Here is a 14508-nt window from a genome sequence, read left to right as displayed (position 1 = left end):
TTCCCCCGGTCGTAGTCCGCTTCGCCCCGACACTAGCCGCTACATGCGCCGGCGCAATCACGGATATCTGTCCAAAACGGTTATTACTTGGGGCTTTACAGCGAAAGGGGTCTTCGTCAGTCTGCCCCGGATAAGGCGCCAAGGCGCCTTCAGGGGGACGCGAATCATGGCGACGAGCATTGACGGCGCAAGCGACCGGTCCGTTTCGATCGGACGAATCTTCAGCCGAGCCTTTGGGACGATGGGCGGCAATCCGATCACCGTTTTCGGCATCTCTTTCGTGTTCGGCGCGGTCCCCGGCGTGCTCATCAACTATGTCGCGCAGAGCCTGGGCTATTCGCAGCAGAATCTCACCACTGGCGTGATCTCGCCCATCCTGTTCTTCACCATCCTGGCGGTCACGCTCGTGCTCGGCGTGGTTTTCGCGATGCTCAGCCAGGGTGCGCTGGTCCGCGCGACGATCGCACACAGCGAAGGTCGCGAGGCGAGCTTCGGCGACTGCGCGATGACCGGCCTGCGCGTCGTCGTCCCGCTGTTCCTGCTCGGCATCCTGCTCGGTCTCGGTGTCACGTTCGGCTTCCTGCTGCTCATCGTTCCCGGCATCATCCTCTATCTGATGTGGGCGGTCGCGGCGCCGGCGCTGGTGGTGGAGCGGACCGGCGTGATCGAGGCGTTCGGCCGCAGCAGCTATCTGACCAGCGGTGCGCGCTGGAAGATTTTCGGCCTCGGCCTGATCATGCTGGTGATCTACTGGATCTTCTCGGCAATCAGCGGCGTCGTCATCGTCAGCATCTACGGCCTGCAGGGTATGGTCGCCGCTACCCAACAGGGGCTGCCGATCGGTTTCCTGCTGGTGAGCGCCGTGATCTCGACGATCGTCACCGCCATCGTCGCGACGGTCCAGACCTCGCTCTATGTCGAGCTGCGCAACTGGAAGGATGGCCCGGACACTGAGGCGCTGAGCGAGATTTTCGCCTGAACCAGCCGACAGGGGCGGGATCAGCGCAGCGGAACGGCCGGGATACGGCTCGTCACGACGTTGCGGGTCTGCCGGTCGAGCGACCACAGCATTCGCGGCGCCGAACGATCCCAGGAGATCGCCTGGCCGCCGGTCGGCAAGGGGATGGTCGCGACATGCTCGAGCACCGTGCCCGCTTCGGGCAGGCGCAATGCATAAAGCTCGGGCCGGTCATGGCCGGTGACGTAGAGCAGCCCGTCATCGCCCCATGACCCGCCCGAACAGCTCATCGGATCGAAGCGCGCCAGCACGCTCGCCGGGAAATGCCAGGAGGCGGTCGGGCGGAAGTCGGCATCGAGCCGGACCAGCAGGGTCCAGCGATGGTCGTGCCCCGGCTCGCCGCCATGGTCGGCGGGGTAGTTGGCAAGGCCGGCATACCAGTCCTTGCCGCGCCGCTCGATCCAGGTGAGCGAGCCGGGCAACGGGGGCAGGGCGATGCTGCGGATATGTTTCAGGGTGGCGGTATCGAAGATCTCGACCGCACTCGACATCGGCACGGCCGGATAGTTGGACGCAGCACAGATGAGCTGCGTGCCCTCGACCACGCACGAATTCATATGCGGATACAGCGCACGCGGACCTTCCCACTGGGCCACGCGCTTGCCGGTTTTCTTGTCGTATTTGCCGATGCGGTTGTTGGTCATCGGATAGAAGAAGCGGGCATCGGCGGCGACGCCCTGCCGCGCTTCCTCGGCGGTCCAGCGCGCGACCGGCTGGGCCGCGCCAAGTTCGGGCACGGCCGCCGGTGCCGGAGCCGCCACCTCCTGCGCACCGCCGGTCGTGGCGGAGATCATTGCCGTGGCGGCGGCGAGCAGGAGGAAGCTGCGCATCAGAACTTGGCCGATACGCCGGCGTAGAAGGTCCGGCCATAGCGTTCGTTCTGGATCAGCCAGTCGGGATTGCCCGCCTGATATTGCCGGGTCGGCTCGTCTGTCAGGTTCTGCGCTTCCGCGAAGATGCGGACGCCCTCGAACACGCCGACGCTGATCTTGGCGTCGAGCCGGCGCAGATCGTCATTATACTGGTCGTTATAGGAAGGGCTGCCGATCGCGAGCAGCGCCTTGCCGGTGTTGTGATAGGCGACCGACGCCTCGACCGGGCCCTTCTGGTAGAACACCTCGGCACCGTAGAGATATTTGGACTGGTTCGGGAAGGTCGAGCTGCGCCCGTCCGGCAAGGTCAGGGTCGAGCTGGTCAGGGTGCCCGTCAGCTGGATGCCGAGGCCCGACAGCAGGCCGGGCAGGAACGTGAACTGCTGCTGATATTGCGCCTCGATGCCGACGATGTCGCCGTCGGTCGCGTTGAACGGCTGGGTGATCGTCAGGGTCGGATAGGCCACCCCGTTATAGGTCGTGTTCTTCAGCACCGTCGCCTGGGAGAAGATCGGGTTGCTGATGAACTTGGCAAACACGCCGATGCTCAGCAGGCCCCCTCGCGCGAAATACCATTCGGCCGTCGCATCCAGATTCTGCGCGCGATACGGCTTCAGGTCGGGGTTGCCGAGCGACACCTGCGCATTGATCGTGTCGATCGATCCGCCGGGCGAGAGATTGCTGTATTCCGGCCGTCCCAGGCTGGTCGAATAGGCCAGGCGGAACACCGTGTTGCCGCTCGGCTTGATCCGCACCACCAGCGAGGGCAGGAAATCGTCATAGCTGACGCTACGCGCCGCCGGCGTGATCGTCGTGCCGTTCTGGAGCTGGAAGCCCGTGATATCGAGCGCGGTATGCTCGTAGCGGATGCCCGGCGTCACCGTGACGTCGCCGAAATTCAGGTTCGCCATGGCGTAGACCGCGGCGACCTTCTCGGTCAGCTGGAAATCGGACAGCGTGTTGTTGGCGAGCGTCGCGACCGGATCGAGCGGCATCAGGGCGTCGCCCAGATGCGCGTCGGTGAATTGCTGTAGCGCCGGGATGTTGAAGGTCGGGCTGTTGCTGAAACATTGATCGGTATCGGCGCTGTTCGGATAGACGCAGATGGGGGGGGCGCCGAGACTATACTGGCCGAGCGTCCAGCGGTTCGCGGCCGAGCCGCGCACCCAGGTCGGGTTGTCCTGATCGAAATCGCGGTTGGTCGTGCGGTATTTCGCGCCGGCCTTCAGGAAGCTGCCCTCGCCGACGCTGTCGAGTTGATAGGTCGCGTCGAACCGGCCCTGCCAGATCTTCTCGGTATTGAGTTGATGTTGTTTGGTGAACTGGCGGAACTGCATCTGGTTGGCGACGCATTCGGTGTCGGGCTTGGCCGAATAGACCTTGTCGCTGAAATCGAAGGTCACGCGGCCCGGGTTGCAGCGGAACTGCCAGATCGGGAATTTGTCGAGCGTCTCGTTGCGACTGTACGCACCCTCATAATCGAGCTTGAGCGCGCCGAGATCGGTCGAGCCGCCAACCATGCCCGTCGCCAGCCACTTCGCCTTGTAATCGAGCCGCAGATCCTCGCGCCGCTCCGGCCCGGTGCCGGGCGCGCCCGTCATCGAGCTGGCGGTGCCGTTGGTGAAACCGGTCAGCCCGTCGGCATTGAGCGTATAGGGCGTGGTCGTGAAATCCAGGCGATAGCGCGGGCGCACCTCGTCCTCGATGAACTTCGAATAAACGCCGCGGATGTAGAAGCTCTGGGTATCGCTCGGGCGCCAGTCGAATGCGCCGGTCGCGCCGATACGGTGCCGGTCGAGCGAATATTCGGTATATTTGATATTGTCGGGCAGGCCGCCGCGCGCCGCGCCCGCGACCGGCTTCCAGTTATCCGGATAGAAGCCCTCGCTGACGAAGTCGCGATTGGAGAAGCTGCCGCCGAGCACCAGGCCGAACTGCTCGTCGGCCCCGAACCTGGTGGCGATGCTGAGGTCGGCCTGCACCGGCACCTTGTGGTTGAGTTCCTGATAGCCCGCCTTGGCGCTGCCGGCGATGGTGAACTTGTCCTTGAAGTCGAACGCGGTCTGCGTGACCAGGTTGATCGTGCCGCCGATGCCCTGGCCGTCCATGTCGGCGGTCTTCACCTTGGCGACCTCGACCCGGTTGAGCAGCTGGCCCGAGATGATGTCGAGCGGCAGCGACCGGGTCGTACCGTCGGGATTGCCGATCTCGATCCCGTTCAGCGTATAATTGTTGAGGTTGGAGGGCACGCCGCGGATCGAGACGTAACGTCCCTCGCCCTGGTCGTAGGTGACGCCGACGCCGGGCAGATGCTCCACCACTTCGGAGACGTTGCGGTCTGGCAGGCGGCCGATCTCGTCGGCGCTGGCGACGTCGGTCACGCCGATCGCATCGCGCTTCAGCTCGATCGCGCGCTGCAAGCTGCCGCGCTGGCCGGTGACGACGATATCCCCGGAGGTGTCGCTGCCGTCGACGCTCTGAGCATGGGCGGTGGTGGCGGTGCAGATGGCGATGATCGAGACGCCGACCCGGCTGACCGTGCGAATGCGCTTCATGAAGTTCCCCCTGAACATCTGCGGCGAGGCAAGAGGTACCACCGCTTTGGTGGCAATCTCCTCGCCGACGCCCTTGCGGTTCAACGTTACCGCGCCATGACCGGCTTGTGGCATTTCCGTTACGGAATCGGGTTTTTGCCGAACGATGCGGCCGGCAACTAGGACCATAACGGTACTGAAAATAGTGTCAGGCGGGGCCAGGGTGCATCCATGCGGGGAATTTGGGCGTAGCTTGCCTCATCGCCAGAAATGGAGAGAACAATGTCCAGGCGAACGATCGGAGAGGAACTTCAACACCTGTTCGCCCGGCGCGATCAGGGCCTGCTGCCCGAGGACGAATTCCAGCGGCGCAAGGCGCATCTCCTGCGGGTCAGCGCCTGCCGGCTACCGGCAATGGCGCCCGACCCGATCGGCACGCTCGCAAAAGCGGCGGCGATCACGGGTGGGGCCATCGCACTTGTCGCGCTGATGGCGGTCGGGGTCGCGTGATGGAGCAGTCACCGCAGGTCAACGCCGGTCTTCGCCTCTCCATCTGAAATCGGGGCCCTTGCAGGTGCGGACGGCATTACCGCATTCCAGCTCGTGATTCTGGCTCCATAGCGCGCGCCTGCCGCCGGCGGCGCCCTGTCGGCGTTGTCCGTCGAACAGCATCGCCAGCTTCAGCCGAGCGATCTTCCCGGGAAGTGCAGCCGATATGGCAGTAGTTTCCCTCTGCTTCGCAAGAATCGCTGTTGTGACAATGTAAACGCCTGAATCGTCAGAATATCCATGTTAGTAAGTAAGCCGGAAATGTCGCTTCCAGCCAATACACGTTTTCAAAGCCGGCAGTATTTGAGCGGCGAGGGACGAATCGATTAGTCGATTCGGTATCGATACAAATATCCGCAGGGTCGCAGACTCACTCGGGGGGCACCATCCTGAGGAGAAGATCATGGCTGACCATATTCAAGATATCGAGATATTGGGCGATCTGCTCGGACAATCCGACGCGATCGCCAATCTGCTGCAGGCGCGGGGCGCCTTCGATTCGGCCTATGCCGCGTTTCGCGCCGAGGACGCGAAGAAGTTCCAGTCCGTGCTCGACCGCGCGCAGTTGCAGATCCATTGCCACAGGATCTGCCACTGGATCCGCACCAAGGAATGCGTCTTCCTGTGCCTGGAGCTTGCAGGCCCGCCGGCACCGGCAACCGCGCTCGATCCGCGTGTCCTGGCCAGGGCGATCGTCCGGCTCGGCGAGGATGAGAAGCTGGTGCGGCGCGTCGCCGAGGTGCTGGCCAGGCGCGACAGAGCGGGCTTTGCCGAGATACTGAAGCTGCTCGAGATCGAGCCCTATGCGCATCTGTTCTGCCACTGGCTGTGCGTGATCCGATACCGGCTGGTGTGCCGCTGGATCTGTCATGTCGGCAAGATCGAGCGGCCAGTGCTCTGGGTCGAGCTACAGTCGGCGGCGCGCGCCATCGCCGTGCTGGTCAAGGACGAGAAGGCCTTTCGCGCCGCCGTCATCGCATCGACGGCCGGGGACGCGGCGAAGCTCGGCGCGGCGATCACCGGCGCGCAGCTCGGCCTGCGTTGCCACTTCGTATGCGAATTCTTCTGTTCCTGGCGCTGTGTCCTGGTCTGCCTGACCCTGGCGCGCGCTTATCCGTTCGCGGCGATCGAGGGGCCGGCGCAGATCAAGGAAGCCCATGAATTCGCCGCCGCCATCGTCAAGCTCGCGCAGAACCCGACGGACCTCATGCGCTTCAGCGCGGCGGTCGGTAGCGGCAATGTCGACGCCTGGGCGGCGTTGATCAAGCAGTACAAGTTCGAGCGCTTCGCCCTTCAGCTGTGCCACTGGATCTGCGGCTGGCGCTGCAGCCGTTTCTGCAGGCTGGTGTGCGTCAACATCGATTATCATCCGTGGTTCACGCATATCGGCGATTTCAGCATCACCGGCGATATCAGCCCGGCGACCGGCCGGACGGTAGGTCCGCGCGGCGGCCATGGAGGGCCCGATTTCGGCTTTTTCGGCGGGCTCAGCCTGCGCGGCTTCTGCCCGAAAAAGGACCCTGCTCACCCGGCCGAGAATATGGCGTACCGCTTCCTGTTCCAGCCGGCGGGCGCGGCACAGCCGATCCCGATCGGGCCCGGTTTCGTCGCCGAGGTACTGGTCGGCACGCGCTACACCTTCTGGAACGGCAACCCCAACACGCTGCAGACCGTGCGCCTGCGCGGGACCAACCCGACGCCGACGCCGCCGACGCCGAACGCGGATCCCAGCCCGCCCGATCATTTCATCGTGCCGGATGCGGACGGCTGGGTGCTGGTCGATCAGGGCGCGCTGGACGATGCGTTCAGCGGGTATCTGATGGGGTTCAATTCGGGTGCGGCGATCCTGCCCAACGGCGCGGCACCGACCGGCGTCGCGGCCGGAACGGCGGTGCCCGCCGGAGACCAGAAGAACGGCGTCGATTGCGCGATCATCTTCCAGGCGACGCGTGTCAGCACCATCGCTCTGGTCAATGGCGGCGCGGCGCCGGACTATAGCAACCAGATCGGCAAGGTGAGGATCAACAACTGGAGCCAGGTCGCGCTGCTCGACCTGCTGCAGTTCCACACCAGCGGCGGCACACCCTGTTCCCCGCTGAGCTCGGCGCTCGATATCGAATATAGCGTCGATCATGAGCTGATCGCTGCCTGGAGCATCGGGCTGTCGACCGCGGCGCCGGGCGTGTCGCTGACCAACCCTCCACCGCCGCCTTCCACTGCCCGTGGCGGCGCCGGCACGCATCATGAGGACATTTCAACCTGGCCGACCTGTTCCTACACGGTGACGCTGACGACGCGGCGGCGGCTGACCAACGGATTGAACGACGATCCGAACTGGCCGACCTCGAAGACCTTCTGCATCGGCCGCGGCACGGTCAGGCCCCGCCCGGTCTGATCGCGCCCGGCTTGATCGCGCCCGGCTTGATCGCGGCGAGGGTCGCCACCTCACCCTTCCGCCTCGTCGAACGAGACGGAAGGGTGGGAGTGCGCTAAACTGCTGCGATGGACCAATCCGAGACCACCGCGCCCCGCGCCACCCTTATCGCCAGGCTGACGCTCGCGGGCCTGCTCGTGCTTCTCGGGCTGTGGATCGCCTGGACGTTTCTGCCGTCGCTGGCCTGGGCGGTGGTGATCGCGGTGGCGATCGATCCGCTGCAGCTGTGGCTGCGCGCGCGATGGCCGGGGCCGGCGGGCCGCACCTGGATCGCGGCGGCGATCACGCTGCTGGTCGCGTTGCTCGTGCTCGTGCCCGTCGCGGCGGGCATCGCCCAGGCCGCGCGCGAGGCGCATGATGTCTCGGTCTGGATGACCCAGGCGCAGACGAACGGCCTGCCCTTGCCGGCATGGGTGGCGAAGGTGCCGGTCGGCCGCGAGATGCTGGCCAATTGGTGGCAGACGAACCTCGCCACGCCCGAGGGTGCAATCCATCAATTCCATCAGCTGCGCGCCGTCGCCGACACGAGCCTGATCGGCACCAATGTGCTGCATCGGCTGGTGATTTTCGGCTTCACCCTGCTGACCTTGTTCTTCCTGCTGCGCGACCGCGACGCGATCATCGCGCAGATGCGCCGCGCCGGAGACCGGCTGTTCGGGCCCACCGGGGAGCGCGTCGGCGAACAGGCGCTGCGCTCGATCCGCGGGACGATCGATGGCCTCGTCCTGGTCGGCATCGGTGAGGGCGCGGTGATGACGATCGTTTATATCGTACTCGGCGTGCCGCATCCCCTGCTACTCGGCGCAGTGACGGCGGTGGCGGCGATGATCCCGTTCGGCGCGGCATTGGTCTTCGCGATCGCCGGCGCCTTGCTGATCGGTCTCGGCTCGGTCGGCGGCGCGGTCGCGGTGATGGTCATCGGTCTGGTCGTGGTCGGCATCGCCGATCACTTCATCCGCCCCGTGCTGATCGGCGGCGCGACGCGGCTGCCCTTTTTGTGGGTGCTGATCGGTATTCTCGGTGGCGTCGAGACCCTGGGATTGCTTGGCCTGTTCATCGGCCCTGCGACGATGGCGGTGCTGGTGATGTTGTGGCGCGAGTTCCTGGAGGCGCCGGGACAGGCCGAGGAAATTCCCGCGACTCAGTAAACCCCGCCGACTGCCTGCACCGTCGCCACCGCGATCTGCAGCCGGTTGGTGCGCACGTCGAGCAGCGACCGTTGCGCGTCGAGCGCCGCGGTCTGGGCGGTCACCACTTCCAGATAATCCGATGCGCCGTCGCGGTAGCGGATCAGCGCCAGGTCGCGGGTGCGCTCGGCCGCCGTCGTTGCTGCCTGCTGGTCCGCCTCCTGCATGGCGAGATAGCGGGCGCGCGCCAGGTCGTCCTCCACTTCGCGAAAAGCGGTCAGCACGGTCGAGCGATAGCTGGCGGCCGCCTCGTCATAGTGCGCGCGGCTGATCGTCACCCGGGCGCGGCGGGCGCCGCCGTCGAAGATCGACAGCGCCGCGGAGAGTGGACCCAGCGCCCAGAAACCATTGGGGGCGCTGAAGATTCCGCTGTTCCCGGCCTCGAATCCGCCCGATCCGCCCAGCGTAAGCGATGGATACAGCGCGGCGCGTGCCACTCCGATCCGGGCATTGGCGGCGGCGATACGCTCGGCCGAAGCGATCACGTCCGGGCGGCGCTGGAGCAGGTCGGAGGGCACGCCGACCGGAATCACCGGCGGCGCGAGCGGCATCCTGGCCACGGCCAGCGAGAAGCTGGACGGGGACTCGCCGACCAGGATCGCGACGGCATGTTCCAGTGCGGCGCGATCGGCCGCGACTGACGACAATTCGGCCCGGGCGCTCGACAGGATCGAGGAAGCGCGGCTGACGTCGATGCCCGACGCGATGCCGCCGGCATGGCGCGTATCGGTCAGGTCATAGGCGCGCTGGAACGCGGCGACCGTCTGCTCCAGCAGGGTGATTCGCGCATCGAGCCCGCGCATCCGGACATAATTGTCGGCGAGCGATGCTTGCAGACCGAGCCGGACGGCGGCGAGATCCTGCGCACTGGCGCGGGCGTCGGCGGCACTGGCCCTGATCGAATTGCGCACCCGCCCGAACAGGTCGATCTCATAGGCAAGCGACGCGCCGACGCGCAGATCCGTATCGGTCGCCGCCGAGCCCGATCCGAACGGCCGTCCGGCGGAAATGCGCGAGCGCTCCGCGTCCGCGCCGACATCCACGCTGGGCAGCGCTTGCGCGCCTGTTTCGCGCAGGGCGGCGCGGGCCTGGTCATAGCGGGCAACGGCGGCGGCGAGATCCGGGTTGGCCGCTTCGATGCGGGCTTCGAGATCGTTGAGGGTAGGGTCGGCGAACAGGGTCCACCATTTGCCGGGTTCGGGTGGTGTGGTGGCGATGGGCTGCCACGGGCCGAGTTCCTTGTACGCGGCCGCGGCGGGGCTGGGGGGGAGGGCCTCAGGTGGGGCGAGCGAACAGGCGGTGAGAGTCGTGGCGAGCAACGCGGCCAAAAAGCCCCTCCCCTTCAGGGGAGGGGTTGGGGTGGGGCAGTCCCGTACACGCCGACGCTGGTCCATGTTGCACTGCCCCACCCCAAACCCCGCACCGGGTGAAGAGCGCCCCGCGCTCTTCAGGCCATGCCGGGGGCATGGCCGACCCGGTGCGCCTGAAGGGGAGGGGCGTAGAAGAAAGCCCACCTCAACTCGCCGCACGGCTAACCCCCGGCTTGGCCGTCCGCACCGCGTCGCCCGACTGGAGCGAGTCCGGCGGATTGTCGATCACCCGGTCATTGGCGTTCAGACCCGCGCTGATCTCGACATTGTCGCCATTGTCGCGGCCGATCGTGATCGTCTTCAGCAACGCCTTGCCGTCCGGCCCCAGCACCGCGACCTGAGTGCCGTCCGCCCCGATGATCAGCGCGCTCGGCGGCAGGCGGACGCCTGCGCCCGGGCTGCCCGCACCAAGCGGCAGCTTGACCTGGGCATAGGCGCCCGGCTTCAGCGCGCGGTCGCCATTCGCCGCCTGGAATTCCATCAGCACCGTGCCTGATTGCGGGTCGACCGCGCCGGCGCTGCGCACCATCTGGATGTCGAAATCGCGTCCCGGATATTCCGGCACGTTCAGCGACGCGTGCAGGCCCGGATGGAAGGCGCCCGAATAAGGCTGGGGCACGCGCACATAGACGCGCATCCGCCCGATATCGGCGACGGTGAACAACGGCGTCGACGCGGCCGTGCCCGCGGTGACGAGCGCGCCGATCTGAGTCGACCGGCTGGTCACCACGCCGGAAAAGGGCGCGACCAGCCGCGTGAAGCCCTGCAGCGCGCCGAGCCTGCGGACATTCGCGCTCGCCGCATTGGCGATGGCGGTCTTGGCGGCGAGATCGCCGATCTTCTCGTCGGTTTCCTGCTTCGACACCGCGTCCTTCGAGAGAAGATTGTTCCAGCGCGCGGCGGTCGACTGGGCAAGCGCGCGATTGGCCTGGGCGGTCTGGAGATCGGCGCGGGCGGCGGCGACCTGCTGGTCGACTTCGGGCGCGTCGAGCACCGCGAGCACCTGCCCGGCGCGGACCGGGTCGCCGATATCGACGAACCAGCGGCTGATATAGCCCGTCGTCCGGGCATAGATGGCGGCGCTGTTATAGGCCTGGACGCTGCCGGGCAGGGTCAGCGCATCGGCCTTTTCCGCAGGTGTGGGCCGGATGATCGTGACGACGGGGGTGGATTGCGCCTCGGTCCAGGTCGTCAGGCTGCTCTCGGCGCGCATCCGGCTGACAATGCCGAACGCGACGACCAGCAGCGCGACCACCACCGCGACGATCGCATAGGTCCGCAAATGGCTTTTGGGTCGCGTATCGGGCGTATCGGTAGCGACGTCAGGCATGCACTTCCTCCAGCGCGGCGCCCGTGGCGGCGCGCCTGCTTTTCTTTTCCGCATCGCGGCGGTGCGCAATGCTGAAGATCACCGGCACGAACATCAGCGTCGCGATCGTCGCGACGATCAGCCCGCCGATCACCGCGCGGCCGAGCGGCGCATTCTGCTCGCCGCCTTCGCCCAGGCCCAGCGCCATCGGCAGCATGCCGATGATCATGGCGAGCGCGGTCATCAGCACCGGGCGGAACCGCGTCATGCCGGCCTCGAGCGCGGCCTTCATCGCCTCGCCATGTTCCGCCAGCCTTTCGCGCGCGAAGCTGACCACCAGGATAGAGTTGGCCGTCGCCACGCCCATGCACATGATCGCGCCGGTCAGCGCCGGCACCGACAATGTCGTGCCGGTGATGAACAGCATCCAGATGATGCCGGCGATCGCGCCCGGCAGCGCGGTGATGATCACGAACGGGTCGAGCCAGCTCTGGAAGTTCACCACGATCAGCAGATAGATCAGCAGGATCGCGCCGATCAGGCCGAAGAACAGGCCGGAAAAGGCCGTGTTCATCGTCTGGTACTGGCCACGCAGGGTGACCGTCACGCCCTTCGGCGCCTGGTCCTTCATCTGCTTCAGCACATGGTTGATGTCGCCCGCCACCGCGCCGAGATCGCGTCCGCTGGGCGTCGCGAAGATGTCGATCGCGGGGGCGATATTGTAATGGGAGACGATCGCGGCGGCATTGCCGCGCGACACGGTGGCGATGCCGCCCAGCACCTGGGACCCGGCATGGCCGGCACCGGTGATCGGGATGTTCTGCAATTCGCTGAGCGAGCCGACGCGATATTCCGGCGTCTGCGCGACGACTGAATAGGACACGCCGTTTTCCGGGTTGAGGTAAAAGACCGGCGAGGTCTGGCCCGATCCGGCGAGCGCCCCGGCCAGGCCGTTGGTCACGTCGCGTTCGGTCAGGCCGAACTGGCTGATCCGGCTGCGATCGACCGCGACGCGCATCTCGGGATAGCGCGCGCTTTGCTGGATGCGCGCATCGGCCAGGCCGGGGATCGTTTGCAGCCTGCGCAGGATGTTGCGGGCATAAGCGTAATTGGCGGCCTGGTTGCGCCCGCCGGTGATCTGCACGTCGATCGGCGCCGGCGCGCCGAAGTTCAGGATCTGGCTGGTGATGTCGGCGGGCAGGAAGGAGAAGGTCGTGCCCGGGAAGGCGCGCGGCAATTCCTCGCGCAGCTTGCAGACATAGCCTTCGGTCGGGGCATGGTCCTTCGACAGCTGGATCAGGATGTCGCCGTCCTGCGGCCCGATCGTGCCCGAATTGTTGTAGACCAGGTTGATGCTGCTGAACGCCAGGCCGATATTGTCGACGATCGAGACCAGCTGGTCCGCCGGGATGATCTGACGGATGCGGCGCTGGATGCGGTCGAATTCGGCCGAGGTCTGTTCGATGCGCGATCCCACGGGCGCGCGGACATGCAGGGTTATCTGCCCGGCATCGACCGAGGGGAAGAAATTCTGCCCCAGGAACGGCACCAGCAGGAACGACAGCAGGACGATCGCAAGGAAGCCGATCACGAACCGCCGGCCGGCGCCCAGCGCCCGCTCGAGCAGGCTGCCATAGCCGGCGCGGATCCGCTCGAACCGCGCCTCGAACCCGCGCTGGAACCGCACCAGCGGGTTGCGCGAGGTTGGGCTGCCCGCTTCATGGATATGCCCCGGCGCATGCGGCTTCAGCAGGAACATCGCCATGGTCGGCACCAGCGTGCGCGACAGGATGAACGACGCGATCATCGCGAACACCACGGCAAGCGCCAGCGGCACGAACAGGAAGCCGGCGATGCCCGGCAGGAAGAACATCGGCACGAACACGATGCAGATGCACAGCAGCGAGACGAACGCCGGCGTCACGATCTGCGCCGCGCCGTCGAGGATCGAGGGGACCACGCCCTTGCCCTGCTCCATGTGCCAGTTGATGTTCTCGATCGTCACCGTCGCATCGTCGACCAGGATGCCCACCGCCAGGCTGAGCCCGCCGAGCGTCATGATGTTGAGCGTCTGCCCGGTCGCCGCCAGCGCGATCAGCGCGGCCAGGATGGCGAGCGGGATCGAGATCGCGATGATCACCGTCGAGCGCCACGACCCCAGGAACAGCAGGATCATCAGGCTGGTCAGCGCCGCCGCGATCGCGCCTTCCCTGACCACGCCGTTGATCGCTGCCTTCACGAACAGCGACTGGTCGCCGATCGGCACGATCTTCAGCGTGTCGGGCAAGGTCGTCTGGATATTCGGCAGCGCGTCCTTGATCCCCTGGACGATCGCCAGCGTGGAGGTCGCGCCGTTCTTCAGGATCGTCATCAGCACGGATCGCGATCCGTCGACATGCACGACATTGGTCTGCGGCGCGGTGCCGTCGCGCACATGCGCGATGTCGCGCATATAGATGGTGCCGCCATCGACCACCTTGACCGGCAGCGCGTTCAGCTCCTCGATCGATCCCGGCGCGTTGTTGAGGCGCACGGTATATTGATAGCCGCCGATCTTCACGAAGCCGGCCGGGTTGATCTGGTTCTGCGCGGCGATGGCGTTGGTCACGTCCTGCGCCGACAGTCCCTTGGACTGCAGCGCCTGCGGATCCATGTCGATCTGGATCTGGCGCGATCGTCCGCCCGAGGGATAGGGGATGGCGGCGCCCGGTACCGTGACGAGGCCGGGGCGGATGCTGTTCTGCGCGAGATCGAACATGCGCCCTTCGGACAGGCCCTTGCCCGACAGGGCGAGCTGCAGGATCGGCACGGTCGAGGCATTGTAATTCAGGATCAGCGGCGGCGTGGTGCCGGGGGGCAGCTGGCGCAGCACCGATTGCGACACCGAGGTCACCTGCGCGGTTGCGGTGCGGATATCGACGCCGGGCTGGAAATAGATCTTCACGATGCCGATGCCGGGCATCGACTGGCTCTCGATATGGTCGATGTCGTTGACCGTGGTGGTCAGGATGCGCTCATAGGGCGTGATGATCCGGCCCGACATGTCGTCGGGCGACAGGCCGGCATAATTCCACGCCGCCGCGATCACCGGCACCTTGATCTCGGGGAAGATGTCGACCGGGGTACGCGCGGCCGAGAGTATGCCGACGATCGCGATCAGGATCGCCATGACGATGAAGGTCAGCGGCCGCGTCAGCGCGACCTTGACGATTCCGATCATTTGGGTCCGATCATG

The 14508-nt window shown here is 66.1% G+C and carries 9 protein-coding genes; 4 read left to right on the top strand and 5 right to left on the bottom strand.

Features of this window, described 5'->3' with window-relative positions; all coding sequences use genetic code 11:
• Positions 1 to 166 precede the first annotated feature (166 nt).
• Positions 167 to 979, top strand: a complete 813-nt coding sequence (locus AC1DX5_RS09230; RefSeq protein WP_465170599.1) for a DUF7847 domain-containing protein — start codon at positions 167 to 169, stop codon at positions 977 to 979.
• A 20-nt stretch (positions 980 to 999) separates the two neighbouring features.
• On the opposite strand, the gene AC1DX5_RS09225 is transcribed toward AC1DX5_RS09230, so the two are convergent.
• Together AC1DX5_RS09225 and AC1DX5_RS09220 are read right to left on the bottom strand one after the other, a co-directional pair.
• Positions 1000 to 1848, bottom strand: coding sequence for a hypothetical protein (locus tag AC1DX5_RS09225; protein ID WP_465174789.1), 849 nt, complete (start codon positions 1846 to 1848; stop codon positions 1000 to 1002).
• Complete coding sequence (locus AC1DX5_RS09220) at positions 1848 to 4445, bottom strand: TonB-dependent receptor (protein WP_465174788.1); 2598 nt, start codon at positions 4443 to 4445, stop codon at positions 1848 to 1850. Before AC1DX5_RS09220 ends, AC1DX5_RS09225 begins: the two co-directional genes overlap by 1 nt.
• Positions 4446 to 4706: 261 nt before the next feature.
• Between AC1DX5_RS09220 and AC1DX5_RS09215 the strand changes: the two genes are divergently transcribed.
• The 3 genes from AC1DX5_RS09215 (at position 4707) to AC1DX5_RS09205 (ending at position 8555) form a co-directional block, all read left to right on the top strand.
• Entirely contained in the window at positions 4707 to 4934 is a 228-nt protein-coding gene (locus tag AC1DX5_RS09215; protein WP_465170596.1) for an SHOCT domain-containing protein, read from the top strand.
• A 442-nt stretch (positions 4935 to 5376) separates the two neighbouring features.
• Positions 5377 to 7368: a hypothetical protein gene (locus AC1DX5_RS09210; RefSeq protein ID WP_478015005.1), complete on the top strand. Its 1992-nt coding sequence runs from the start codon at positions 5377 to 5379 to the stop codon at positions 7366 to 7368.
• Positions 7369 to 7475: 107 nt separating this feature from the next.
• Positions 7476 to 8555 carry an AI-2E family transporter gene (locus AC1DX5_RS09205; RefSeq protein WP_478015003.1) on the top strand — a complete coding sequence of 360 codons (1080 nt, stop codon included), beginning with the start codon at positions 7476 to 7478 and terminating at the stop codon, positions 8553 to 8555.
• Here the strand turns inward: AC1DX5_RS09205 and AC1DX5_RS09200 are convergent.
• The 3 genes from AC1DX5_RS09200 to AC1DX5_RS09190 form a co-directional block, all read right to left on the bottom strand.
• Entirely contained in the window at positions 8549 to 9922 is a 1374-nt protein-coding gene (locus AC1DX5_RS09200; protein ID WP_465170593.1) for an efflux transporter outer membrane subunit, read from the bottom strand. The genes AC1DX5_RS09205 and AC1DX5_RS09200 overlap by 7 nt on opposite strands.
• Positions 9923 to 10109: 187 nt before the next feature.
• Complete coding sequence (locus AC1DX5_RS09195) at positions 10110 to 11294, bottom strand: efflux RND transporter periplasmic adaptor subunit (RefSeq protein ID WP_478015001.1); 1185 nt, start codon at positions 11292 to 11294, stop codon at positions 10110 to 10112.
• A complete protein-coding gene (locus AC1DX5_RS09190; protein WP_478014999.1) occupies positions 11287 to 14493 on the bottom strand; it encodes an efflux RND transporter permease subunit in 3207 nt (1068 codons plus the stop codon). The genes AC1DX5_RS09195 and AC1DX5_RS09190 overlap by 8 nt, the downstream gene beginning before the upstream one ends.
• Positions 14494 to 14508 lie beyond the last annotated feature (15 nt).

The organism is Sphingomonas sp. P2_B6, from assembly GCF_056404755.1.
The sequence above is the reverse complement of the archived record's forward strand: the minus strand, read 5'-3'. Positions and strand labels throughout refer to the sequence as shown.